At 55.7% G+C, this 22,940-nt stretch carries 35 protein-coding genes; 11 read left to right on the forward strand and 24 right to left on the reverse strand.

All coding sequences use genetic code 11. The features are described 5' to 3' along the window. Window positions 1-17: 17 nt before the first annotated feature. The 9 genes from N4T19_RS07885 to N4T19_RS07925 form a co-directional block, all read right to left on the reverse strand. Entirely contained in the window at window positions 18-758 is a 741-nt protein-coding gene (locus tag N4T19_RS07885; RefSeq protein WP_260719833.1) for a hypothetical protein, read from the reverse strand. Between the two features lie 163 nt (window positions 759-921). Then, entirely contained in the window at window positions 922-1,173 is a 252-nt protein-coding gene (locus N4T19_RS07890) for a hypothetical protein (RefSeq protein WP_260719834.1), read from the reverse strand. Further along, the gene (locus tag N4T19_RS07895; RefSeq protein ID WP_260719835.1) at window positions 1,170-1,478 is read right to left on the reverse strand and encodes a hypothetical protein; all 309 of its coding nucleotides are present in this window, start codon (window positions 1,476-1,478) and stop codon (window positions 1,170-1,172) included. The genes N4T19_RS07890 and N4T19_RS07895 overlap by 4 nt, the downstream gene beginning before the upstream one ends. Before the next feature lie 13 nt (window positions 1,479-1,491). Next, on the reverse strand, window positions 1,492-2,601 hold the full coding sequence (locus N4T19_RS07900) for a phage minor head protein (protein ID WP_260719836.1): 1,110 nt from the start codon (window positions 2,599-2,601) through the stop codon (window positions 1,492-1,494). Continuing rightward, window positions 2,585-3,928 (reverse strand): DUF4055 domain-containing protein, encoded by a 1,344-nt coding sequence (locus N4T19_RS07905; RefSeq protein ID WP_260719837.1) that lies wholly within the window; start codon window positions 3,926-3,928, stop codon window positions 2,585-2,587. Before N4T19_RS07905 ends, N4T19_RS07900 begins: the two co-directional genes overlap by 17 nt. Before the next feature lie 7 nt (window positions 3,929-3,935). Further along, window positions 3,936-5,210 (reverse strand): terminase large subunit, encoded by a 1,275-nt coding sequence (locus N4T19_RS07910; RefSeq protein ID WP_260719838.1) that lies wholly within the window; start codon window positions 5,208-5,210, stop codon window positions 3,936-3,938. Then, window positions 5,161-5,694: a helix-turn-helix domain-containing protein gene (locus N4T19_RS07915; protein ID WP_260719839.1), complete on the reverse strand. Its 534-nt coding sequence runs from the start codon at window positions 5,692-5,694 to the stop codon at window positions 5,161-5,163. Before N4T19_RS07915 ends, N4T19_RS07910 begins: the two co-directional genes overlap by 50 nt. Before the next feature lie 667 nt (window positions 5,695-6,361). Continuing rightward, window positions 6,362-6,700 carry a hypothetical protein gene (locus N4T19_RS07920; protein ID WP_260719840.1) on the reverse strand — a complete coding sequence of 113 codons (339 nt, stop codon included), beginning with the start codon at window positions 6,698-6,700 and terminating at the stop codon, window positions 6,362-6,364. Next, window positions 6,690-6,938, reverse strand: a complete 249-nt coding sequence (locus tag N4T19_RS07925) for a hypothetical protein (RefSeq protein ID WP_260719841.1) — start codon at window positions 6,936-6,938, stop codon at window positions 6,690-6,692. Before N4T19_RS07925 ends, N4T19_RS07920 begins: the two co-directional genes overlap by 11 nt. A 146-nt stretch (window positions 6,939-7,084) precedes the next feature. Between N4T19_RS07925 and N4T19_RS07930 the strand changes: the two genes are divergently transcribed. Beyond that, a complete protein-coding gene (locus tag N4T19_RS07930) occupies window positions 7,085-8,008 on the forward strand; it encodes an IPTL-CTERM sorting domain-containing protein (protein ID WP_260719842.1) in 924 nt (307 codons plus the stop codon). Window positions 8,009-8,936: 928 nt separating this feature from the next. Here N4T19_RS07930 and N4T19_RS07935 read toward each other — a convergent pair. The 12 genes from N4T19_RS07935 to N4T19_RS07990 all read right to left on the reverse strand — a co-directional run bounded on the left by N4T19_RS07935 (window position 8,937) and on the right by N4T19_RS07990 (window position 14,199). Then, window positions 8,937-9,380: a hypothetical protein gene (locus tag N4T19_RS07935; protein WP_260719843.1), complete on the reverse strand. Its 444-nt coding sequence runs from the start codon at window positions 9,378-9,380 to the stop codon at window positions 8,937-8,939. Continuing rightward, window positions 9,380-9,940, reverse strand: a complete 561-nt coding sequence (locus tag N4T19_RS07940; RefSeq protein WP_260719844.1) for a recombination protein NinG — start codon at window positions 9,938-9,940, stop codon at window positions 9,380-9,382. Before N4T19_RS07940 ends, N4T19_RS07935 begins: the two co-directional genes overlap by 1 nt. Next, window positions 9,937-10,350, reverse strand: coding sequence for a recombination protein NinB (locus N4T19_RS07945; protein ID WP_260719845.1), 414 nt, complete (start codon window positions 10,348-10,350; stop codon window positions 9,937-9,939). The genes N4T19_RS07940 and N4T19_RS07945 overlap by 4 nt, the downstream gene beginning before the upstream one ends. After that, a complete protein-coding gene (locus N4T19_RS07950) occupies window positions 10,343-10,666 on the reverse strand; it encodes a hypothetical protein (protein ID WP_260719846.1) in 324 nt (107 codons plus the stop codon). The genes N4T19_RS07945 and N4T19_RS07950 overlap by 8 nt, the downstream gene beginning before the upstream one ends. 201 nt (window positions 10,667-10,867) lie before the next feature. Then, window positions 10,868-11,329, reverse strand: a complete 462-nt coding sequence (locus N4T19_RS07955) for a hypothetical protein (RefSeq protein ID WP_182342626.1) — start codon at window positions 11,327-11,329, stop codon at window positions 10,868-10,870. Beyond that, window positions 11,326-12,255: a hypothetical protein gene (locus tag N4T19_RS07960; RefSeq protein ID WP_260719847.1), complete on the reverse strand. Its 930-nt coding sequence runs from the start codon at window positions 12,253-12,255 to the stop codon at window positions 11,326-11,328. The genes N4T19_RS07955 and N4T19_RS07960 overlap by 4 nt, the downstream gene beginning before the upstream one ends. Next, window positions 12,252-12,692: an HNH endonuclease gene (locus tag N4T19_RS07965; RefSeq protein WP_182342630.1), complete on the reverse strand. Its 441-nt coding sequence runs from the start codon at window positions 12,690-12,692 to the stop codon at window positions 12,252-12,254. The genes N4T19_RS07960 and N4T19_RS07965 overlap by 4 nt, the downstream gene beginning before the upstream one ends. Next, window positions 12,689-12,961 carry a winged helix-turn-helix transcriptional regulator gene (locus N4T19_RS07970; protein WP_182342632.1) on the reverse strand — a complete coding sequence of 91 codons (273 nt, stop codon included), beginning with the start codon at window positions 12,959-12,961 and terminating at the stop codon, window positions 12,689-12,691. The genes N4T19_RS07965 and N4T19_RS07970 overlap by 4 nt, the downstream gene beginning before the upstream one ends. Then, a complete protein-coding gene (locus N4T19_RS07975; protein ID WP_182342635.1) occupies window positions 12,958-13,131 on the reverse strand; it encodes a hypothetical protein in 174 nt (57 codons plus the stop codon). The genes N4T19_RS07970 and N4T19_RS07975 overlap by 4 nt, the downstream gene beginning before the upstream one ends. Window positions 13,132-13,366: 235 nt before the next feature. Continuing rightward, complete coding sequence (locus tag N4T19_RS07980) at window positions 13,367-13,573, reverse strand: hypothetical protein (protein WP_182342638.1); 207 nt, start codon at window positions 13,571-13,573, stop codon at window positions 13,367-13,369. A gap of 45 nt (window positions 13,574-13,618) precedes the next feature. Beyond that, complete coding sequence (locus N4T19_RS07985; RefSeq protein WP_260719848.1) at window positions 13,619-13,873, reverse strand: hypothetical protein; 255 nt, start codon at window positions 13,871-13,873, stop codon at window positions 13,619-13,621. Continuing rightward, on the reverse strand, window positions 13,870-14,199 hold the full coding sequence (locus N4T19_RS07990) for a transcriptional regulator (RefSeq protein ID WP_260719849.1): 330 nt from the start codon (window positions 14,197-14,199) through the stop codon (window positions 13,870-13,872). The genes N4T19_RS07985 and N4T19_RS07990 overlap by 4 nt, the downstream gene beginning before the upstream one ends. On the opposite strand from N4T19_RS07990, the gene N4T19_RS07995 reads away from it, so the two are divergent. From N4T19_RS07995 to N4T19_RS08020, 6 genes are all read left to right on the forward strand, one after another. Continuing rightward, a complete protein-coding gene (locus tag N4T19_RS07995; RefSeq protein ID WP_182342644.1) occupies window positions 14,198-14,869 on the forward strand; it encodes a S24 family peptidase in 672 nt (223 codons plus the stop codon). The genes N4T19_RS07990 and N4T19_RS07995 overlap by 2 nt on opposite strands. Continuing rightward, window positions 14,866-15,219, forward strand: coding sequence for a hypothetical protein (locus N4T19_RS08000; protein ID WP_260719850.1), 354 nt, complete (start codon window positions 14,866-14,868; stop codon window positions 15,217-15,219). Before N4T19_RS07995 ends, N4T19_RS08000 begins: the two co-directional genes overlap by 4 nt. A 74-nt stretch (window positions 15,220-15,293) precedes the next feature. Beyond that, complete coding sequence (locus N4T19_RS08005) at window positions 15,294-15,773, forward strand: hypothetical protein (RefSeq protein WP_260719851.1); 480 nt, start codon at window positions 15,294-15,296, stop codon at window positions 15,771-15,773. Between the two features lie 78 nt (window positions 15,774-15,851). After that, window positions 15,852-16,196, forward strand: a complete 345-nt coding sequence (locus tag N4T19_RS08010; protein ID WP_182342650.1) for a hypothetical protein — start codon at window positions 15,852-15,854, stop codon at window positions 16,194-16,196. Between the two features lie 202 nt (window positions 16,197-16,398). After that, entirely contained in the window at window positions 16,399-17,553 is a 1,155-nt protein-coding gene (locus tag N4T19_RS08015) for an Ig-like domain-containing protein (RefSeq protein WP_260719852.1), read from the forward strand. An 82-nt stretch (window positions 17,554-17,635) separates the two neighbouring features. Then, complete coding sequence (locus tag N4T19_RS08020; protein ID WP_260719853.1) at window positions 17,636-18,097, forward strand: helix-hairpin-helix domain-containing protein; 462 nt, start codon at window positions 17,636-17,638, stop codon at window positions 18,095-18,097. A gap of 566 nt (window positions 18,098-18,663) precedes the next feature. Here the strand turns inward: N4T19_RS08020 and N4T19_RS08025 are convergent. Continuing rightward, a complete protein-coding gene (locus tag N4T19_RS08025; protein WP_260719854.1) occupies window positions 18,664-19,221 on the reverse strand; it encodes an ImmA/IrrE family metallo-endopeptidase in 558 nt (185 codons plus the stop codon). Between the two features lies 1 nt (window position 19,222). After that, the gene (locus N4T19_RS08030; protein WP_260719855.1) at window positions 19,223-19,576 is read right to left on the reverse strand and encodes a helix-turn-helix domain-containing protein; all 354 of its coding nucleotides are present in this window, start codon (window positions 19,574-19,576) and stop codon (window positions 19,223-19,225) included. A gap of 445 nt (window positions 19,577-20,021) precedes the next feature. Between N4T19_RS08030 and N4T19_RS08035 the strand changes: the two genes are divergently transcribed. Both N4T19_RS08035 and N4T19_RS08040 read left to right on the forward strand, forming a co-directional pair. Next, window positions 20,022-20,222 (forward strand): hypothetical protein, encoded by a 201-nt coding sequence (locus N4T19_RS08035; RefSeq protein WP_260719856.1) that lies wholly within the window; start codon window positions 20,022-20,024, stop codon window positions 20,220-20,222. A gap of 273 nt (window positions 20,223-20,495) precedes the next feature. Then, complete coding sequence (locus tag N4T19_RS08040; RefSeq protein ID WP_260719857.1) at window positions 20,496-20,720, forward strand: hypothetical protein; 225 nt, start codon at window positions 20,496-20,498, stop codon at window positions 20,718-20,720. Between the two features lie 104 nt (window positions 20,721-20,824). Here the strand turns inward: N4T19_RS08040 and N4T19_RS08045 are convergent, their stop codons facing one another. Beyond that, a complete protein-coding gene (locus N4T19_RS08045) occupies window positions 20,825-21,145 on the reverse strand; it encodes an FHA domain-containing protein (protein ID WP_260719858.1) in 321 nt (106 codons plus the stop codon). Window positions 21,146-21,912: 767 nt separating this feature from the next. On the opposite strand from N4T19_RS08045, the gene N4T19_RS08050 reads away from it, so the two are divergent. Together N4T19_RS08050 and N4T19_RS08055 are read left to right on the forward strand one after the other, a co-directional pair. Beyond that, entirely contained in the window at window positions 21,913-22,203 is a 291-nt protein-coding gene (locus N4T19_RS08050) for a hypothetical protein (RefSeq protein ID WP_260719859.1), read from the forward strand. A 356-nt stretch (window positions 22,204-22,559) separates the two neighbouring features. Then, a complete protein-coding gene (locus N4T19_RS08055) occupies window positions 22,560-22,838 on the forward strand; it encodes a hypothetical protein (RefSeq protein WP_260719860.1) in 279 nt (92 codons plus the stop codon). Window positions 22,839-22,940 lie beyond the last annotated feature (102 nt).

Genomic DNA, 22,940 nt, shown 5'->3' on the forward strand with positions numbered 1-22,940 from the left:
TGCCTTTCTGCCTGTTATCAGGCCTTGGAAGTGAGTTTCTTGATTGCGGCCACTCGCTCGGCTTTGCTGCCGCCAAAGTTGCCAGATTGATTGCCACCGCCGCCTCCCGAGCCGGGAGCGCCAGAGCCACGCGTTGCGGGCCAGAAGTACGGTGCGCTCTCGCGAATGGATTCGGCCCACTCTTGAGTCGTCAGCGGCTTCTTGCCGTCCTTGCCCAGCATGACCTCGTCACCGTTCATTGCCACTACGTCGCCGTCGTCGTTCAGCACCCAGGTGCCAACACCACGGCGCACAACGTCGTCCAGCGCTTCAGGCAAGGCACCAGCGCGGGCCGCTGCATCACGCAGAACGGCTTGCAGGGTGCGGTCGGCCAGCTTTGCGGCTTTGCCTTCTGCCTTGGCGCGGCTGTCGGCTTCGGCTTGCAGCTTCTTGTCGTAGTCAGCTTGCATGCGCTCGGTGCGCTTCTTGACCACTTCATCGAGCTTGCCGGCGGCAATCAGCTTGGCGTCTTCGTCGGTTTCCAGGTGCTGCAGCAGTGCTTGGATTTCTTCGGGCGTCTTGCCCAGGGCCTTCCAGGCGCTGACCTGCTTGCTGGCATCCTTTGCTGCCTGGCGCTCCTTATCGAGCGCAGACTTGAGGCCTGCCGGGTCTTCGTAGCCATCCAGATCAAGGCGGAACTTACCGTCCACTTCCTTGTACAGATCGCGCACGTTTTCAGGAACCGAGTCGAGCGAATCGACGGTGAGTTTCAAAGTCATGTTGGTTTCGCCAATCTCTGGCGCAGTTGAATACACCCGTCTCGGGCATGAAAAAGGCCGCTGGGCATCACGCCGAGCGGCCACGAAAAAGCCCGCCAAGCGTTAACAGGGCGGGCTTAGATTTTTGATTCAGTCGTGATTATGCACTACGGCTGCATTTCGTTCAGATAGTGTCGTTTAGCAAATCACACATGCTCTCGTAGTGTTCAATTTTGGCAGCTTCCACAACATTGGCAGTCAACATCTCTCTTAAATCGTCATATTCGATAGAGAGTACAGCTGCCCATCTCAGTAATTCAGTTTCGCGTGATTTCAAACAATCGAACGCAGCCCGGTTGTCAACTAATGAAAAAGGCCGTCGTGTTCCAGAAACTATCGATCTAAAGTACTGCCTCACATCATCTACGGTCTTCATCTCACCGCCTTTGGCTTTGCGCGCCGAGACTTAGCCTCTTTCACAATGCGCGGCTTGTCCGGCACCATCTGCGACCACACTCCACGCATGTGGCAGTGGTAGCAGATTCGGTCATCACACACGATGCCGCGTTTGAATCGCCCCTTCTCATCAATGCTCGCCCCGACCGTCGTGGTCATTAACGTGCGCCCGCCGCACTTTGCGCACTGAAGCACGCCCGGTGGCGGTTTGATGCCCTTGATGCCGCTCAGCAGCTTCTCTGCCGGCGTCTGCTCTCGGGGTGGAACGATGGATAGTTTGGTCACCGGCTAAGTCTACTCAAAGACCAGCCAATTCAAAAGCCCGCTTGTCCCGCTGCCGAAGCTCGTCCAGGGTTAGAAACACTCCCTTGTGAGAGTACATATCCGCCAGATCGAGTTTTCCGTCACGCATAAGTCGCGCTCTGGTTTGGCCTAGAACCTCATCCTGGCGCGCTGCAGATTGCTTCTTGAGCCAGTCGCCATAGGTCGTATCGGGTGGTACTTGACCATCCATGCTCGCCCTGCTCTTATTGCGCAGCTCCAGGTCCGGCAGGTCAATCCCCAGCTCCTTGTTGGATTTCACCACCGGGATGGAAGCAGACCGGCACCGCCAGTGCAACCTTCCAGGCCCAGCGCCCCAGGGAGTCTCATGCCCTATCGGCTTGTGCGTCTCCGGCGTGTACAGCTTCCCGTCGCGGATGCGGCACTGCGGAGTTGTCCGCAGGTCCAGAGTCGCAGACCACTTCAAGCCCTTGAGAACATCGGAGTTCTTAGCATAGAAGGCGTCGTGAGCATTCCCGGCTGTGTGAGCAATGGCGGTTCTCACCACCGCCTCAACATCGCGTCGGGATTTCTCCAGCAGCCCATCAGTGAAGCCCTTCGCCTTGGTGCCGCGCAGCTCGCGAATGATCGCGTCTGTCGTCTTGCCCTCAAGGTAGCCTTGTGAGATGGCCTGGCGCACCGATTTGAACTGCTGGGCAGTAAGGTCCTTCCAAACCTCCTTGAGCAGCACACCTTGGAATGGCCGCGACATGGCCGCCGAGTAGACCGCATTCGTGGACACTGAGGCCACATGTACCACAGTTGGCGTGTTGGCCAGCAGCATCTGCTGCAGGTAGGCGGTCTCGTAGTCCACAAACTGCTTAAGCTCGTCCAGTAACCTCTGCCCAGCCTCTGCATTCCCTGCAGCGATGATCGTCCGCACGCTGGCCAGCATCGAGGCCAGGCGCTCGGCCTTGAACGTGATCGGGTCCACATCAGACAGGATCGAGATCAACTCGTCCAGCATTCGTTTGTCCGACCGGTTCAAGATGGCCATGATCCGGCTCAGGACGCCATTGGAGTAGCCCTGCAGGCCCACAGCATGCCGAACGGCTTCATCTTCGAGGAGTTCATTCACCGTCACCATTCATGCTCCCCAGGCTTGGCCCTTCGGCTTGAACCTTCTCGATCTCCGCCTCCGGGTCCACATCAGGGCCAACCACGCCCCGGCGCTGCATTTCCACGATGGTGGTTTCCTTGGTAAGCATGCCCGCACCTTGCAGCGACAGCACCAGCTGGGCCGAGGCATCGGTGAGCGTCGCAGCGCCGAAGTCCTTGAACAGCGACACCGTCCCACCGTCGCCAGCCTTGAGCCAGTCCGCAGTAATCTGCAGGCACCGGTCCATGGCGTCCTCGAAGTCTTCAACCGTGCTTTGCAGGGTGGACTTGTTGGCCTCGGCATCGTTGGATGCTTCTGTCGCCGTGCGTTGGCCTGGCTGCTTCACCAGCAACTCGGCGCCCGTCTGGATCATCTGGTCTTCCAGCGCTTCCAGCTCGGAGCGGCCAACGGTCACCGACTCGGCAGAGCCTTGGATCACTTCGGCTTTGGCATCCTTATCTGCAAATCTGAGGGCATAGGCGGACCCCGCAGTTGGCTCGGATAGCTCGCCATCCGTGACGCCCGAAAATACCAGCAGGCGCTTGCGTGCAAACCGGACAGAATCGTCTTGGTCACTTTGCTGCTGCCAGTGCTTGACGTTCTGGTGCGCCAGGTCCACCAGTGGCGGCGCGCCTTCCATGAAAGCGATGCGCCGGCCGTAGTACGGCACAAACGGGATGTAGCTGAGAGATGTCACCCCCTCATCCACCAAAGCCCATTCGTCCGTGCCTTGCTCGTACAGCGCCCAGCCTCCAGGTGTCAGGACCCGCACGCGTTGCACCATCTTCACCCCGTAGTCGCCGTCCTCAACCTCAGCGGCCTCATGCAGCCGCAGTTGAGTCAGTCGCGCCACCCCTTCGGAGGTGTCCAGGCGCCAACCTAGGATGGAGTCATGCGCATAGTGCGTCCAGTAAGGCCGCTGACCACCCTCTGCAGGGAAGTCCACCAGCACCCCACCAAACCCGTGCGAGAGCGCTTCAGCGAAAAGCTGAGAGGCAAACGCATGGATGGATCGGCCCTGCCCATCGATGTCGGGCAGTAAGGCCTTCACCTTAGGCGGAACATCCTCATTGATGGTCATCTGCTTGGAGAACGGCTTTCCAGACATCACCGTGCAGGTGCGCTGGTACGCCGGGAAGAGCGTTGCAGTCTCCAGCCGATACTTATAGTCTTCATCATCTTCACGGGGCTGCTGCGGCAGCAGCTTCTTGCCTGCCTTTCGCATAGCCTGAGTGCCCCCCATAAGAGGATCAATCACCGCCCATGCTTCAGCCATCCGCTTGACCGTGTCGTTTTGTTGGTTGATAGCTGTCATGTTTTCCTTACCAGCGGAATGTCTCTACCTTGGCGGTGCGCTTCACAATCGGCCACTTATTGGCGATCACATACCCAGCAGCGTCGATAACGTGATCCACGCCGCTTGATTTGTCTGGCACGCCGTTCTTGTCGTAGGCCTGCTGCTCCAGCGCATCGGTAAGCTTCGGGCATCTGTCTGTGTTGACCAGGTAGCGCCGCTCACCCTCTCCATTCAGGATCAGGGCATTCACGGCATTCACACGGTCCGCTACAGCGGGGTTGGTTGAGTTCACCCGCACCGTCAGGTCATGCGCCCTCAGGATGCTCAGGTCCGATTCGGTTGCGTTCTTACTGCTCGCGTTCTGCCCTGATGCGTCAGGAAACACCTGCACTGCGTGACCCTTGGCCTTGTACCGCTCATTGAACAGCTTCGCCATGTATGGCGTATCGCGGCCATCCGTTATCTCATCCACCGCTACCGGCCAGCCGTCGCGTAACACATAGACCACCGCAGCCATAGCCAGGCGGTTGAAGTCCATCCCAATCAGGACAGGCTCACGAGCTTGCAGCGATGCATTGGAGTGGTTAAGCCGGCGGTCAAAGTCGGGGTAGACACTGCCCGCCGTCAGGTTCGTGAACTGACCGCGCAGATATGCATCGATCAGTTGCTTGGGGTAGCTCTCATACAGCGACTGGATGTAGTCATCAGGAAGGTTGGCGGCGTTGTCGAACGTGCTGGCCTGAACCATCCCATACAGCTTGCCAAGCGCTGCACGCTCTTGCGGCTGCTTGTGGAACCGCTGATAAACGAATTTGAAGCCCTCAGGCGTCGTCGTCACGTCGATTCCGTTTTTCAGCCCGTCCACCTTGTAGCGCATCCGGGCAATGATCTTGTTCCAGGCCTGCTCAGCCTTGACTGCCTGCATCACATCCAGCTCGTCAACCAGCGCGTGGCCGATCTTGAAACCCACGATGTTGGATGGCTTCTCCATCGACCGGCAGATGATGGTCGTCCGGTACTGTGAGCCGCTGAACAGGTGAACTTCCTTGTTCGCCTCTTTGATGTCAGCCTTCAGTCCCCAGTCAAACGCAACCTCGTCAATCGTCGGGAAGAAGATGTCCCGAATCTGCGGATAGGTCGGCGCAAAGTAGCCTTGGTTGACCTTGGGCCACTCCCAGGCATTGCGGCACGTTGAAGCACACCCGGCCCAGGTCTTGCCCGAGCCGAACCCAGCGACATATGCGCGGTATTTATGAGGCAGCTCCAGGAACCGAGCCTGCGGAATGTTCAGGCTCGGCATGCTTTCTTGCGTCCTTTACTGTCACTTCGATCTTGACTGGCACGGGTTGGGCGTTCTCGCCCTCTCCGCCCTCGTCTGGCTTGTCGCGCCACCTCTGAGGCTGGCGGTTCTTCAACCAGAAGATCGCAGCCGTCGTGTCTGGCGGGTAGTGCTTGACCAGCGGCGTGACCGTTATCACCCCCTGGTAATTGCTGACATGCACATCCTCGTGCTCATAGCCCATAGCACGGTGAAACAGCTTTGCCGCCACTTCTGCATCGACCAGGTTCTTGCCCCCCTTTAGGGACTCCGAAAACTCGGGGTGAACCGTCTTCCATAGGTTGAACGTGCTCTCAGCCACGCCGAAGAACGACGCCATTTCCTTGTCTGTCATGCCGAGCATGCAGAGCTTCTTCGCCTGGCCTGCGTACTCTGGCTTATATTTGCTAGGTCGTCCGCCTGCCTTCTTGGCAACCGGCTTGCCTTGCGCCGGTTTTGTTGCCATGGCGGGCCTTTCATCTCTTCAAGTTCGGATCCAAGTGACTTACTCTTCTTTCGTGGTGGAAACCTACCAAGCCATTGGCGAGCAATCCTCTAAATCACTCCGCGCTAGGCCGCTCCCAGGTCAAGGTGTAGACACAGACATGAAGGTAGAGTGCTCTTCAAAGATGCGTGACTCTCAGCCCGCTGGGACGCTATTTCACATTCACGCGAAAATTACAGACCGCGAGGGCGGCCCGGATTTTCTCTATACGTCATTTCGCTGGCCGTATGAAGTCGTCTCAGCAGAGCAAGCCAAGAAGATCATCGCGAGCAGCCGGCAGGGCATCCTAACGAAGATTGGAGATTAGTCCCACCATAAAAAGAAAACCGCCCTCGGGCGGTATGTTGATTAGGGGCTCGTATGCCTACCGCAAAACACCAAGCGGCTTAATGTTTTCGTTATCTGGAAGGTCCGTAAGCCGCTTCCATTCCAAATCGTCATGCAGCATGTGCCCATTTGTAAGTCTCGAGCGTGCCGCCCATGCCGTCCCATCTTCCGCCACTGCGATTAGCGCAAGACCCTCTTTATCCGGCACAGCCTGATGCTTCTGAAACTTCGTTTTGCCGCCATTAGACCTCCTGCTTAAGAGGATCTAATGCTAACAAAAAGATTCTCCCCCGCCAGCGGCTTAAATGAAACTCTTAGCCACCCACCCGAACAACAGCGAGGTGCCACTAATGAGCGGAGCAGCAACAAAGGCTTTGCTAAGAACGGCGCCATAGCTGTCAGCGCTTTTATCGGCGCGCGTATCCCATCCCTTTGCTGTACGGACCACAAGCGCAAACCCGTATGCCTGAGCTACGGACAACTCGGGCACGCCGAACATCTGCACCACAAACCAGCCCCAGAGTACGGACAGCGTGAAGCCGGACCAAGCCGCAGCCCAGACAAAACCGAGGATGGTTGCGGCGACTACCCCCAGGGCGGCTGATGCGGCAACGCCAGTTGACATGGTTTTACTTGTCATTTGATTCCTGAGATTGGGCGGCCGACGCCGAGGATGCGCCGCACACTACCTCCACAACTGCGCGCAGCTCTCGCTTGATGGTGAATGTGCCCCGGCCGTCTTTGCTGTACTGTTGCGCTGACTCCCACCCTGCCTCAGCCTTTACCTCCAGGCCAGCGACCCGGTGGAACTCGGCCAGTGTCTCATGGATGGCCTTCGCTGCCTTGTCGGCCTCAGCCTGTATCTGATCCTTGATCATGGCTCTCTCCTATCGGGTCGTAGCGTCGAGACTACAAGTGGGAATACACAACTGAGCCTAGATAGAAAACTTCAAATTCAAGCCATATGCTACGATTGTTGACGTTTGATTACAAACGAACCAAATTCATACAAACTTAGGCACACATGACCTCTCTATCTACCAATCGCTCTCTTTGCAATCTGGCAGGTTCCGTCCTGATCGGCCTCTTTGCCAATTCAGCCTTCGCTCAAACGTGTACGCCGGTGACTACCTCGGGCACTTACAACGGTGTTGACGTAACCGTGGCGCTGACAAACACCGTTCAGTATGGAAGCCCTTATACAAGTTGCGGTGTGACTACTGGGGCAAATGCAATTTATGCCGGAACTGGGCCGGGCAACTCAAAAATTGTTTATTCATTTTCTTCTCCTCAAACCACCGCTCGTGTTTTGTTCTCAGGAGCAAATTCTGGAGAGTCCGCCTCTTTCTCTTTTGACGTTGGCACTCCAACAGTCTCGGTAAACGCAAGCAGCTGCACGCCTCCGATCACAGGCGCAACTGTAACGTTCCCAGGGTCTGATGATGGTGCGGATTTGCAGGTGACAGGGTCTCAACCCTTCAACACTCTTACAATTGACGTTCCAGTTATTGACCAAAGTGGCAGTCTGCTGGACCTTTGCGCAGAGTCGATTGCAGTTGCTCCACTAACTCCTCAGGAGATCAACTTCACATCGACCGCACCAAGCCCAGCAATCGTTGGTGCAACTTACGAAGTAGCTGCAACAGGCGGCGCCTCCGGCGAGCCAGTTGTTCTGGCCATAGATGCCTCAGCATCTGCTGTTTGCTCGATTGCAGGAAATACGGTCAGCTTGCTTGCTGAAGGCACTTGCGTAATCAATGCTGATCAGGCGGGCAACGCAACATATGAAGCCGCGCCACAAGCTCAGCAATCATTCTCTGTGACCGCAGCCCCCGTGATTCCTCCACAAGCAGCTACACCAGTCCCGACACTGGGAGCCTGGGGTCTGGCAATCCTGACCTCGCTGTTTGGCGGCTTCGCCTTCATGCGTCAACGTCGCAAGTCCTGATCTCCTGATCGCTTGAAGAAACCCTCTTGGCTTACGATGGGAGTTCTCACACAACCATCACCAAGAGGGTGTTTATGTCACAAGTAGTGATCTCGTTTGGCTTTCCCGTTGGATCTAATCCCGAGACTTATCCGACTCTAACAACATCAGTCACAAACGGATCACCGCTTGTGGGGGATGTCATCCACTTTGGAGACAACGCCAGATTTATCGTTGAGGGCCGCGCATGGCTGGTCACTGAAGCCGGGACAGAACTCCACATCACTCTTAAAGAGGTTTCTGTACCCCGTTGACAACCATAGTGCTCCCACCCTCTACAACTCTATTGAGGGTGGCATTCACGGCTCTCAACTGCTCCAGCACCTCAGCCTTCCAAGCTGCATCGCTTGCATGTTGGCTTGCCTTGAGGGCTTCGCATAGAGACTTGTTGTCTGCGGGGGGGATGATGCGCTCGCACCGGTGAATGCCGATACCCATGTGCTGAGCATGCGGAAAAGGAATGGCTGGCTCAGTCACAGGACCACCCAACTCAGGGCACAGCCACAGGGCTATCTTTCGTCTTAGGCTCATGGCTTGCTCCAAAAGAAAAGCCAGCACTTGGCTGGCCTTGGTATTCGTACCCCATCAGACAACCCTCATGGGCTGGGGTTGCTGTTCGCTTCTTCAAGCACTGGGAAGCTCTCAGTAGGAGATGCCGCACCTTCATACCGCTCGGGTGCGGGCCGCGCTTGCTGCAGCTGACATGAAAAAGCCCCGACCATTTCTGATCAGGGCTCGAATTTCTGGGCGAGTTCAGCCATCTAAGGCCTGCCATGTTTCCATGGGATGGTTTATCTGAATCATGGGAGGCCTAAGCACAGCCCAAAGTTATTCATCATCAAACTAACGCAGTCCGAACGTTACCACACTTCTCGCTGCGTTACAAGATTTATTTGAGCAGGCTGAACATTCGGCCGCCATGGGCTGCGCGGCAGGTGCGAACATGGTCGATCAGCATCTGGGCTGCGCGGCTGGCTGGCTCCTTGCGGAACTTCTCGCCCTTGCACTTCGGGCAGGTGTGCTCCTTGTCGCCCTTGGTCACCACTCCGGTCGCATGGCAGACCTTGCAGGTCGGATCAACCAGCCACTCGATGGCCGTCACGATCGCGTCCGTGCCGCCTTCCAGCTTCTTGTCTTGCGTGTACTGCAGGAGCGCGGCGTAGAACCGGGTCATGTCTTCCTTGGTGGGCTTGGAGATCAGGCGCAGGTAGTGGGCAGCCATGTTGCGCGGGCTCATGCCGCTGGCCTTGATGACATCGACCTGGCCAATCTTGTGGGGCTCGTCTGCCAGGCAAGAGGCCAGGGATGCGGATAGGTAGCGTTCTTCAATCATCAGGCTCTCTCTTTCTTCAGTTCTTTGGCTTTGGCCTTAAAGTGCGCGCGAATTTCGCGCAGCTCCTCAGCCGTGAATTTCTTGACTGCGTTGTCCGTCTCCAGGGCCTCGACCGCCTCTAGCCCCACCCTGGCGATCAGGCCAATGCGGTAATCCACGGCCCGGCCGGCGCCCCAGCGGTTGCACTGCTTGCGTTGTGCGTGCGCGTTCAGCTCGTTGTACCGGTGCTGGGGAGCGCTGCCGACGGAACGGTAGTGGCCACAGTCGTAAGCACCACCTATGTCACCCTCACCCAGCGGCTGGCCGCAGCAGATGCAGGGCTTGCCGGCGTCTCTCAGGCGGATGAACTCGTTGAAGGCGGTCTGCGCTTCGGCCTTGAGAACGGGAAGTGTCTTGATGGACTCCTTGCGGGTGCGGACCTGGGCCCGCTCCTCTACCTTGTCCTGGCGCACCTTCTTCATTGCGCAGCGGGGCGAACAGACTGTCTGCATCGGGCGGACCGGCACAAAGGTTTGCGGGCAGGCCTTGCACTGGCGCGGCTTTGGGTTGAAGGGCTTCATTGGCCCTCCAGGTCGTAGAACGTCACGCCCAGCTCAGTAGCAGCGTATGCCTCCACCTTGGCGCAGAACTCGCTGAACTCGGCCGTGGTCAGCTTGGTGGAGCTTTTGCCGATCACCTCGCCGTTGGGCAGCTCCTCAATGCCAATGAACATGCGCTTGAAAAACTCATGCCAGTTTTCGGCGCTGAACTGTTTCCCGCCAGGGAGTACCGCCTGGGCTGCCACCTGGGCGAGAACGCCCTGCCCCCAATAGCGACGGTTCTGCGGCTGTGTGCGCTTGCGGCGGGTGACAGTCAGCACCCAGCGGCCACCACCCTGCAGCACATTGGCCAGGAACGGGAACAGCTGGCCCTTTACTGCCAGCCAAGCCTGCTGCCGGTTGTGGAGTTCGAATTCCAGGCGCTCAGTCACGGCCAGCCCCCATGTCGATAACGGGCAGATTGAGCAGGTCCGCCTTGCCGCCCTCTTGGGCCACTAGCCGCTGACCAAAGAAGACCACCTTCTCAGCGTCGTACAGCCCATCCTTGTAGCCGGCCTTTGCCTTACCCATGCGAGCCGCGGCCCGTCGCCACAAGGCCTTGAACGCATTGCCCTCGGCGTAGTTCATGCCAAGCGCCTCGATGATGTCGTTGCACTCAGCAGCGTATGCGCCGCCGCCAGAGGTTGGTCTCTCCACCTCAACGGTGTAGTAGCTCACGCTGCCGCCTGTGTATTCGGTATTGCTCATCCCCTCACCCCTTCCTGTTGAGCCAGGCATCCCTGGCCTTGATCACATTTACCGGTGCAGCCTGGTGGCTGTTGCATGTTTGGTGTGGTGGCAGGAACCGCCACGATGGGCCAAACTCGCATGGCGCCATGTGGTGCTTTGCCATCGGTGTTGTTTGGCCGGACGAGTCCTTCAGCTGCCAGTGTTTGCAGGTTGCACATGTCACTGGGCCTCCCGGGGTTGGTTGTCGCCCACTGCCTCACGGGCAAAGCGAACGGTTGTTGGGTTCAGCTTCTCGCCGGCGCGCACGCGGTTCAGGATCGTGTGGGCCCAGGCCTTATCTGCGCGAGGTTCGAGGCGCTTGAGCATGGGCGCAAGTCGCTTTAGCTGCTCAGCAACCACGGCAGGTGATGCGGCCGGCGCTGGCAGCTGCTTGTCCTCAGCGCGTGGGCTCTTGCGTGCCAGGTCGCGGAACTGGAAGACGGTTGGCGGCTTGGCCGGGTCCAGATGTGTCAGCGCGTGAGCAATGCCCTCGGGGAAGCGCTCAAACCCAGCCAGCTCGTGCGCCCAGTCGGACTTCACAGCGTTTAGGTCGATGCCCTCCCAGCGGCCGAGGAAGTCCCGGCCGTAGGCCAGGGTCAGTTTGGTGAAGATCTTGTCGATCCATGCTGCCGGCAAGCTCATGCTGCACCTCCAATTCGTTTCTGTGGCTGCTCAATGCGCCGAGCCGCGACCTCAATGGCTTGGTTCTTGAAAAAATCGGTGGGCGAAGCTTCTGGAGCTTGCCGGGCAATGGACGGTACGACCTCTTGGGCCCGCTCGCGCATCGAGCGCTGGTAGCCGGTTTCGCCGCTGCGCTGCAGGACTCCAGAATGTTGGATCAGGGCATTGCCGCCATTCTTTGGCTCGAACAGGCCTTGCCATCCAGCAATTGCTGCGTTTTCCAGGGCTTGGGCGTAGTCGATGCCTTCTGCTTTCCACTTGGCCAGCTTCTCAACAGCCATCTGCTTTTGTGCATCGGTGGCGTTTTTTCGTTTGGCACAGGAGTGCCATGCATCCCAATGGGCTTGATCAATCCAGTCCGGCAGAACAAAGGTCGAGGCGCGCTTGCGCGTCTTCTTCTCTGCAGTAATCTCTGTAGTAATCTTTTCTTTATTAACGGATTGCGCTTCTGTCGCTCCGCCAACTGCGTTTTCCGCACGCCCCGGATTGCGCATTTCGCTGTTGCCCAAATGCGCTTTGTGCATTTCCCGGATTGCGCTTTCGTCGTTCGGGAACTGCGGCACGTTCCAGGCGTCAAAAGCAATGTCGACTGCGGCCAAATCCAGGCGGTAGTAGACGCGGTGCTGGAGGCGCTTGTGGGTCTCGATCAGAACGCCCATCTCCGTCAGGATCTTGCGTGCTGTAGCCTGCTCACGGTATGAGAGGCCGGTTTCCTCAGTCCACTCTTCCGCAGTTTTAAAAACGCCCATTTCCTCTGCCGAGCGCGATTGCCAATAGTGCAGTTGTGCGAAGAAGATGGATGCATTCACGCTGCCAAAGAACTTGGAGAGCTGTGGGTAGTAGGCGATGGCACGGCCAACGTTCGCCAGGGATGAAGTAAGACTCACGCCTTGACTCCCTTCTTAGAGTTGCAAGACTTGCACATCGTCTGCAGGTTCTCCAGGGTGGTAGCTCCCCCTTTGGACTCTGGGTGCTTGTGGTCGCAAGTCAGGTTCTTGTGAGTGCCGCATGTAACGCAGCGATAGGCATCACGCTCGAAAACTTGGGTGCGCAACGCGGGACGAATGACAACCTTGGCGTAAGCAGGCTTGGGACGCGAGGCGGCTTTCTCTAGCGCGGTTTGTGCGCCCAACTCTTGCGCGAGGATTTCCAGAATGCCGCCGCCACCACCATCACCCCACCCCCAGATGGCCAGGAGGAGATCGCTGTTGTCGCGTGCAAAAGTCTTCAGCGCATCCACTGCGCGCCCTTCTCGAGCAATGCATTGATCAAGCGTTATGCCCTGATAGGACACCTCGGCTGTTTTGTGAGTGCCGACAGTCATACAGCCTCCCAGACGCGATACCCATTGCGCAGCAGGTCTTCGCCTTCAAACTGCACAACCTGCACCTGGCCGCGTGCCTGCAGCTCAGGCAGACGGCGGCAGACCTGCTCTACCGACAAGCCTGTGATCCTGGCTATTTCTCCGGCCGTCAGGCTCTTCTCGTCGTCCAGCGCAGCCAGGATGCGAACGTTGTGGTAGCGAGCAAACAGGACTGCGCGCTCGCCTGCGATGACGCTGGTGATTGGGTCGCTTGCTCGGGCGTTGTTCATCGCAGGGCTCCTTTCAGAATTCGTTGGGTCTTGAGGGTTGATGCCTGGGCCTGAGCCCCGCTTTCGATGTAGTAGCCGTGGTAGCGAGGGTTGCGGTCTACTGTCTTGAGGATCCGGGGCTTGGTGAGCCGGGATGCGAGGGATTCGTTACGCTTGGTGAAGGCATTCATACCGAATCCGTTACGCAAAAGTGTTTGGGAGGGTGCGCCGCTTTGGGAACGGCACGACGGGAGCGGCAGACAGCTTGGGGATCAGGTATCTGCGCTGGATCTCTGCTGAGATCAGTTCGGTTACTAGCTCGTCAACAGTGACGCCCTGTTCAACTGCTTCGGCTTCTAGTGCGGAGAGGTCATTGCCTGCAAATGTGGTGTCATGGGTTGGTTGCACTGGGGAGTTCCTGAACGGTTACGCATAAGCGCGTCGCTTTTCCTCGGCACCAGTTGCAGACTTGGAGCCATGCAAATGCTTCAAAGCCTCCATGGCCAATTCACGGATGAAGACGGACGGCTGTACGCCGTGCAGCTCAGCCATCGCTTCCACAACACGCATCTCGGTGCTGTTCAGCGACAGGTTCACGCGCTTGGAACGAATGTGGACAGGGTCTGCATACATGGTGTGTTCTTCCTCTCTCTACAAAAACACGGGGTTGGAAATCAGTTAGGCAGCAAGAGCGATGGCCGCTCTGCGCATGGAATGGATGGATTCGTCGGGCAATGCCAGATACAAGCAGCGGTGGACGAAGTTCACGAAAACGCGCATATCGCCCTCGGCAACCTTGCCGCTCATCAGGTCTGCGCCATAAAGGCGGTCGAATTCAGTGATGAGTTCGGGGGTGTCCAAGGCCACTGCGATGCAGGCATCAAATGCAGGGTCTGCATATGCCATCGGCAGTGGGAGGTGTGATGCAGTCATGCAGCCTCCTTTTTGCTCTTGATGAGTTCTGGCCAAATGGCGCCCCACTCACTTGGGTACAGGTCTTTGCGAGTGACCTGCCCGCCAGTTGCTTGCTCGATCGCTACTGCGTAGGCAGGACTTGGCCGGCGGTTTTGATAGCCATCCCGCCATTGGCGAACCTGGGCATCACTCTTCGCACTAATGCGCGCACGCAACTCCCCAACGCTGAGGGCGTTTGGCTTCAAGAAATACTCGGATAGCTTCATGAAAACAAAGTCTATAGCATTTGCTACAGTTTCGCAAGTAGCTTTTGCTACTGAAGCATCTGCTACTGTCTGGCTCATGGATGAACATGAGCTTCAGGAGTGGCGCATTAAGCGTTTGGCAGACCTTGCCCAGCGGGAAGGTGGCAACGCTGCGCTTGGGCGTCGCCTTGGGTACAAAGACGGCGCGTACGTAGGTCAAATGTTGCGTGGCGAGCGCGTAATCAGTGAAAAGACCGTGATGGCGGTCCACAACATCCCAGGCTATACGGGATGGTTCGACACCGAAGATGACGCCGTCAGACCAACTTTGATAGCGCTAGAAAACAACCCAGATTTCCCTGCAATCCGGCGAGTGGTGTTCAAGCTGTCGGCCGGCGCATCGGGTTTTAGCGTGTCATACTTGGATGGCTCCGCCCCGCCCATCGTCTTCCAGCGCAGCTGGTACGAGAGCAAAGGTTACAGGCCTGAAAAGCTGTTCGCGACTACTGTAGTGAACGGGAGCATGGAACCAGGTTTGTACGACGGCGATACTGTCGTAGTAAATACGGAGCAGACTGAGCCAATGGATGGCACAGTCTTCGCTGTTAACTATGAGGGTGAGCTTGTCATCAAGCGCTTAGTGCGTGACGAGGGTAAGTGGTGGTTGTCTTCAGATAATCCTGACAAGCGCCTGTATCCGCGCAAGGCATGCCATGAAGGAGTGTTTTTGCTCGGGGAGATCGTCCATAAGCAAAGCGAGCGAATATGAAGATATTGGTGATTGGAGCCGCTTGTGTAGCACTACTTTCAGCGTGTGGGAAATCTGACAATACCAATGCGGCGGCCGTGTCCTCTCAAATGGGTTATGAGCTTGGGGCAGCCAACGGGGCAAAATGCAACGCAGAAGCATTGATCATTGCGAAGATCATGATCAACGGCGGGCCGAACGCAACGCCCACCTATCCTGATATGGATTACTCAAGCCCTGTGGTTAGGGACATGCTCGAAAAAGCTAGAAGTCTTCCCGTATCGCCTGCTAATGCAGCCAAGCAACACTTTGATATCTGCATGGAGACTTCCCTTCAGGCCTTCACGAAAGCGAACAAGTCCGGACAATGACTGACGCCTGTTGAGCGCGTAAGGATCTGTAAGACAACATCTTATAAAATGTTGTTTTTTGTTACGAGTGCAACATGAAAACTATTTTGTCTGGGGTGGCTTGTGCAGGGCTGGTCCTTACGGGCTGCTCCACTGCATCGAAGGATATTGCGGCGTCTTATGTCTCGCCAATGCAGTACAACACATACGATTGCGATCAGATCACTGCTGAGAACGCACGCCTATCAGGCAAGGTTACACAGCTTAGCGGCAGACTTGACGAGGCCGCCTCGAATGACAAAGCGATCACTGGCGTGGGAATTGTTTTGTTCTGGCCGGCCCTCTTCGCGCTGGGCGGTACGAAGCAGCAAGAGGCGGAGTATGCAAAGCTAAAGGGTGAACATGATGCGTTGCAGCAGGCTGCCATTCTCAAGAAATGCAGCATGGGTACACCCACACTTCAAGCTAAGCAGCCCAGCGAGACGGCAAATAAAATTGCTGTAGCGGACCAAGTTGCATCCACACCTCAAGTCCCGGATGCCACTCCTCCCGCTGAAGTAGCCAAACAAGACTGACACCCTCTCCCCACCGCTATGCCGCCAGTGCTAGGGCGCGCTCGGTCGGTTGTTCGCTAAAAAATAACTGGAGTTGATGTGAAAAATTTCTATTTGCTAGTTGCGTGTTTGCTCATAGGCGGTTCGTCCTTCGCCGCGAAACCGCCTGCCATCAACCAAAAAGCGCTTAAGGAAGCATTTGAGGACACGCTGAAAGATGCGGACAGCGCTAAATTCAAAGATCTCACTCAGACGCCCTCTGAAACGGCTGGGGCTTGGCGCCTGTGCGGGTCTGTGAATGCCAAAAATAGTTATGGTGCATATGGCGGCTATGAACCATTTCTCGGCATGACTTTTGTCGAGAAGGGTAAGCCGGTGCAGTACGTTGTACTTGGGATGGGAGAGGCAGCGGGGATGGTCTGCCGAGGCGAAACCAAGCAATGAGTGCTTTAGCCCTCCCCCGCTGCGATGCCGGCGGGGGCACGATCAACCCCACCCAGCAGCCCGCAGACGCGGGCTTTTTTGCGAATGATTGCTCGGGTGCAATTAGTGTTTACCCGATCAACAATTTCAGCTATTGACACCTTGAAACATTTGGATGACATTCGCTGCTTAATTGTTAGTAACTGTGTCTATAGGTTAACCGATGAACTTATTCAAACACTCGAATCTTTCGCGCTCTCGCCGAGGCAACAAGCTATCCAAATGGATCAGCCTCGCCGGACTCTCGCTGTTTGCCTTGGGGACTGCCCAAGCAGCGAACATCGCCTTTTGGTCTGACGAGTTTTCAACTTTCCCAGCTCCGTCGGTAGCTGCTACCAATATGGTGACAAACGTATCGGCTTCCGACATTGACGGTGGAGCGCTACAAAATTATGACGTACTGGTTGTAGGACATGCTTACTCCAATTCAGCAACGACCTGCGCCAAAATCTCCGAATTTTTGGCTACCGGCAAAGGCTTGATTACCGAATGGAATGTGGCAACGCTTCTGTTCCAGCCAGAGCCGGGCACATACGTTCCTGTCAATAATCCTTGCAATTTATTTGCGGGAACGGCTGCTGGAGGCCAAATGGATTTTGGTAGCAACATACCACTCCAAATTGTTGATCCATCTAGCCCTTTGATGACTGGACTTCCGAATCCGTTCTCAATGGCTGGAGGTAGTGAGTACGTATACCGGCTCACTGGCTTGACTGCAGAGTGGTCTGTTGCTGCCACTTTTGATGGTGCTGGAACAACCTATCCCGCAGTCATATCTGCATCGCCCGTGACTGGAGGTTGCATCGCACTGTCTCCTTTTGACTATTTCGATGCTGCTGGTGAGGGCGGCACCGCACAATCCAACATGGAAACGTTGATGGGTAACATGGTGAATTGGGTTGCTCGAGGAGCCAACGGTTGCGGCGCAGTACTACCTCCTGTTTTGACAGACGATGCGGTAACCGCATCGCGCTCGCAGCCAACCACCATCAACGTTCTCTCCAATGATGAGGCGGGCGCAACGCTTGACACTTCTTACGCTCTCGCCTTGTCTGACCCTGCTGTCGGCGCTCTGACCTATTCAGGTGGCCAGATCGTATTCACTCCCACAAACAATTTCACCGCCCCAGTGACTTTCCAGTACCAGGCCTGCAACACACGAGGCCTCTGCTCCTTGGCTACTGTCACTCTGACCCCACAAGCAATTGCACCAGTTGCACCAACGCCTGTACCCACCCTGGGCGGGTTTGGTCTGCTGCTCCTGTCCGGGGTGGTTGCTGGGTCCATGGGCCTCATGCGCCGGCGCAAGTCGAACTGATCAAGAGCCCTCTTCGGAGGGCTTTTTTACGCCCCCTCCAGCACCAGGCGGACGACGAGCCTCACCAACTATGATGCTCAGCATGCAAGACGATCAGCAATCCGAAACACCCCTGGGCGACGTACTTCAACCCCGAGTGAAGCGAATTCTCGAAAGGAATGGGATTCATACGGTGGAAGCGCTGCGCAGCGCCTATCCGCATCAACTCGTGAAGATGTGGGGCCTGGGCATGTACCGCTTCCGTCAGATTGAGAGAGCGTTCTTCCCAGGTAAGTTGTTCACACCGGCACGGGTCTATTCGCCAGTGCGACACATCCACGGCTCATCACTTAATGGCTCCCTCGACCCGTCCACAGTCAAGGTCCTGTTCGATGCTGGAATCACTACTCCTGAGGAACTTAAGGCGGTGGGGCCGGCTGAGCTTCTCAAGATCAAGGGTCTCGGTGTGAACAGGCTTCGCGAGATCGAGAGAGCCTTCTTTCCAGGTCAACACTATGAGCTGCCGCGCGTCAGGAAGCAGGCGGCAGTGGACGATGCTGCCTGACTTGTGATGTGGGGCTCAGGCTGAGGGAGATTGGCTGCGCATCCTTTGCGTTAGAGGGACGAGCAATCTCTCAGCACTTGGATGCACATCCATTTAAGCTGGGAAGCTATCACTTCCACCCTGCGCAAAAAGAGAAAGCCACCGAAAGGTGGCTCCTCAATTGGCCTAAGCCATAATTATTTGGACAGATGGACACGGCAAGCCTGACTGCCGCCACCAGTTGTTACTGGGCACGTTGACTCATGATCTCAGAACAGCGTAAGTTGTCCTGGGAAAGAGCGGCAGTGCGAACACACGTTTTCCAGTCGCCCAAAGCGAAATCGAACGTACGCTCGTACATGCACGCCCTTCGGGAACATGCACATTGACATGTTGAAGCCCTCAGCGTAATGACTGTTACACCAGCAAAGCTTGCTTCACATCACGAGGACAGTTACACTGTAGGGGTCCGACCAAAGACGCCTTGATAGAAGCAGGGCTTTGCCCTCTATCTGGAATAACCTCTAGCTCATAACTAGGGGTTTTTTTCATTCCAGGATGAAAACCATAAATACTCCCTTCATCAATTAAATTAAGTTTTTTCGGCGCAACTGCGCGTGTCGTTTATTTGCGGCAGGAAAAGACACCCTAAAAAATCTTGCTATTGCCGTTGGAGTATTAAGACCATATTTCCTAATGGTTTCGAGTGACATAGTGATCTCCGCCGCAAATTGATCTGCTTGCCACTCTGAATCCAGGTAAGGTTTTGCATCATAACTTTTGCGCGGCAGTACTTTAGTATGTTGCAAAACAAAATGTCCTAACTCGTGGAAGATAGTGAATCTAGTTCTTGGATCGTCTCTTCTAGCAGCGGCATAGGTATTCTCTGTAAGAATGATAGTAGCAGTTTCGGGAACACACATTGCCTCAACTCCTGCCATTGTGAGTGTACGATCATCATCCAGCACATCAACAGTAATGCCAAATTTTGTAAGCGACTCCAAAAAATCAGGCATTGAAGGCGGCATTTCCGAAAGCCCCAAGACAGTCTGCGCGCCCATCGCTGCACTACGAATATCTTCTACACTGCGGGGGCTAACTATATGTCCCCGCAAACGATAACCTTGATCAGAGGGACGATCCATTTTACTTCCTCTCACTGGCTGCCAAGAGTTCTGCCATCTTCTGCAAAGTTTCTCCATCCAAAGTTGAGCGAGCGAATCCAGCAACAAGCATTTGATGTTGAGGAGAGAGGCCTTCCAGAGAAACTGACTGATTAGACACAGCTGCTAGAGTGTCTATATTTTCAACAGACACGTTATGTGACTGTAAAAAGAACTTAATCTTTCCAATCAAATCTGCCGGAATTTTTTTTCGACCTGTTTCGACCCCGCTGAGGAACCCAGGTGATACGCCAAGCGCATCTGCCATAGAGCCTAAAGTTTCATTGGAATCGATCCTAGCCTTTCGCAATGCCTTTCCAAATTCAGTGAGTGCCATGGTGGCTCCTTAAACAATTTAACTTCATAGGTCGTCAAGCTTCGCGAGATGTGAAGAAATTTTACCTAAAAAGTAAATTGAGAGCAACTCTATCAGGAATTCCTCTGCTCGTCTAAACTGCGAATTACCCATAAGATATGTATGGTTTTTCCAAATTACTGTATATAAATACAGTCTTATGGAAGTTTTTCCGCTGCATAGCACGTTGCCACACGCAGACTCAGGCTACCTCAGCCGAACTAGGATCGGTCCCTTTATTACAAACACCGCCCCAAGCCACCTCAGGGTGGCTTTTCTTTTGCCTGGTGGCTAGCAAGCTATTGCAGCAGCTCATAAGTTAGCAGCTCCTGCAGCGAACGCTAGCTAAGCTAAATTTGGCCGAACCCCACAACATCTGGCGGGCCCATGAGCGCAGACTGAAGGCTCCTCATTCTGGGAGAACCCAATGGACTACCTTCAACGATTTTTGATAGCACTTATCGACGCCATTGTTGCAGACGGCCGAATTCATGATCCCATTGATGTTGGCATTCTGGATGGCCAGGTCAGGCCGTGGAACTTTGACGAGATGAAAAACCTTGCGGCAGAACGCTATCCAGATCTCCCGTCGCTCTATACAGATCCGCCTCTGCTGCCTTGGGCCTAACCCCTGCCACACAAGAGCTCATCCCGACAGCTGGCACTCGGGGCTGGTTTTGACGCGTGCGGTTGCATTGGCAACACATGGGAGACTTACCTAGTGGTAAAAGAGGTCTAAGATGTCTCCACTGCTTTTATGCCGAAGTCGTGCGCACCCTCCTCCCTCCCTCTTAACACTTGCACGCTTGCCTGGTGGACCAGGATCGGCCTTCTTATTTCCAACGTTCGCCACCCGTGAGGGTGGCTCTTTTTTTTGCCTGTCACAACGCCGGAGGCCCATATGACAAAACCAGACCCACACATCGAGACCTTCCGCCTGCAGGCTGAACGAATGGACCAGCTCGGCATCCCCTGTGACCCTGACGCTGCTATGGCGCTCTTGGCTGTGTTCATGAGTGAGATAGAGGGGACTATCTCGGAAGAAGAGATGTTCTCTCTGGCGGAGATCGGCGGTCATCTTTACCGTGAGGGTCTGAAGCGAAATAGTGAAGGCAGCTCTATGTAACCAACCGCCTCAGGGCAGTCTTTGCTTGTTGCTGCCACAAGCCCCGCTTGTGCGAGGCCCAGGCTGGGTAAGCAGGTCAGTGTGAGAGGTAGCTCTTAACAAAGCTACGCAGCCAGATCTTGAGAAGGCACAGTTCCCTGCTTCACATAGATCTCGAAGGGGCCGACGGTTAGGCGGTCTCCTTCATACAGGACCCGCCGTTTGGTCCTCAGCCCATCCATGAAGATGCCATTGGAGCTTTGGTGATCCACCACCACCAAAACGCCGGAGCGCAATAAAAACGCTCCATGGTCTCTGCTCACCGTTGGATCATCAAGGCAGATCTCGCTTCCCGTGTATCGACCAAAGGTGGTGTACCCCTCGTGAAGCGTGTACGAACGAAGCATCATTGATGCCTCATGAGTCACAACAATTTCTGGGAACATTTCGATGTCAATGGTAAATAACTAACAAAGAAACCAGTTGATCTATGAGATCTTTAGAAGTTTCAATGCTAATGGACCATCCTTATCGATAGCTTAAACGCAAGAATGAAGACTCCTGGTAGAGCGCGTCATCACCAAGCTTTAAGGACATCGCGCCACCCTCCAGGAACCTTTCCGGCTCTTCACATTAGGCAGGCCCCGATTTGTTGAGCTGCTTGGAAGACATCCCCACGACCCGTTGCGGATAAGCCTTCGCAGTCTGTAACCCCTCTCCAACCGCCTCAGGGCGGTTTTTTGTTGCCCGGGTGGCCATGAAGCCGCAGCAGCAAGATGCTCCGCCCCCTCGAATCCTCGTATTTGATGTGCTGTTGCTACAGCCCATATCAAAAAAAAAGAAACATGTAGCATTTGCTACTTGCATAGATCAGTAGCATTTGCTACAGTACACCCATCGCAGCAACGAACGCGAAACGACCGAAGGGGTAGCAATCCGGCCCCTGAACCGACTCGATGCAAGAGGAAGGTCTAGCTCCAGTGGAGCGCAGCTAGCAGCGATAGCGAAGTGCAGTGATAGACAGCGCGGAGCTAACCGCTATGACCCGAGGACGGCCCACGTTCCGGCGAGTGCGAAGGGTGGAGGATTGGCTACCGCAATAGGCCAAGTGCTGGGACCGCTTCGGCGGGTATAGATCAGCCAACCCCGGTTAGGCCGGGGGAGAAAACCAAAGCGCTCCATAGGGAGCGTTTCGTTTTTCTAAGGAGTAGCAATGCTCGATCACGGAGTACTGAATGTTCCGCTGTCCAAGCGCGGGAACATCGACAACCAGATTGACCGCTACAAGCGTGAGCAGGCAATCGCAAAGCGCAACGAACTCGACGCTCGGAAGGCCGAATTCGACGCCAAAAAGACCAAGGCTTTGGCCCTGATTGCCGAGCTATCTGATGAGCGCGCCAAGGAGCTGATGACGAAGCACAAGCTGACCCGCAAGCAGCTCGATGAGGAACTCAAGTACATCGCCAGAACGAAGCCCGATGCATTTCTGCGGCGCGGCATCTAACCGCCGGCGCTCCCCTCTGGGCGACATCAGAGGGAAAACACAAGGCGCTTCAACCGAGGCGCCTTTTGCTTTGACAAGGGGTAAATATGGACGATCGATACCAAAGGGAACAAGACCGGGAGAGCATCTCGGGCTACATGATTGACAGGCGGCCCAACGAGTCGGCAGAACAGTATTTCGAGAGAGCCAGAGATGAATGCTCCCTGAGGCTGCGAGAGCGAGCAGAGCGCATCAAGGCGATGTCATTCAGCGAATTCCAGCAAGCCGCCAAGTCTCGCAACGCTGAGCTGGCCAAGCCCTAACCCCCAAGCGCCCTCCACAGGGCAATTTATGCGCACAGGCGCGGAAGGATGAAGATGGAAGCGAAGCACACGCCAGGGCCTTGGGAGGCAATAGGAAACCTTGTCCGCTCTCCAATGTATCAACCTGATGGCCTACCAAAAGGTATGCAAATTGCTGAATGCAAGGACGGTTACTCTCAGCCTTTCACGGAAGAGGCAAAGGCCAACGCCCGCCTAATCGCAGCAGCCCCTGAGCTGCTGGACTTCATCAGAGAGTGGCTCGACCGACAAGGTGGAGATGCTAACTACATGACCGGAAAGGCCAGCGCATTGATCGCCAAGGCAACCTCATAAGCACCCCAAGAGCATCAGATCAGATGATTTGGTGCACTCAAGAATGCGAAGCCCTTCGCTGTGCCGAAAGCGTGCATAGCTCGGCGGAGCATGCGTGGCGTC

Source organism: Comamonas squillarum (genome assembly GCF_025309455.1).
Lineage (GTDB): Bacteria > Pseudomonadota > Gammaproteobacteria > Burkholderiales > Burkholderiaceae_C > Comamonas > Comamonas squillarum.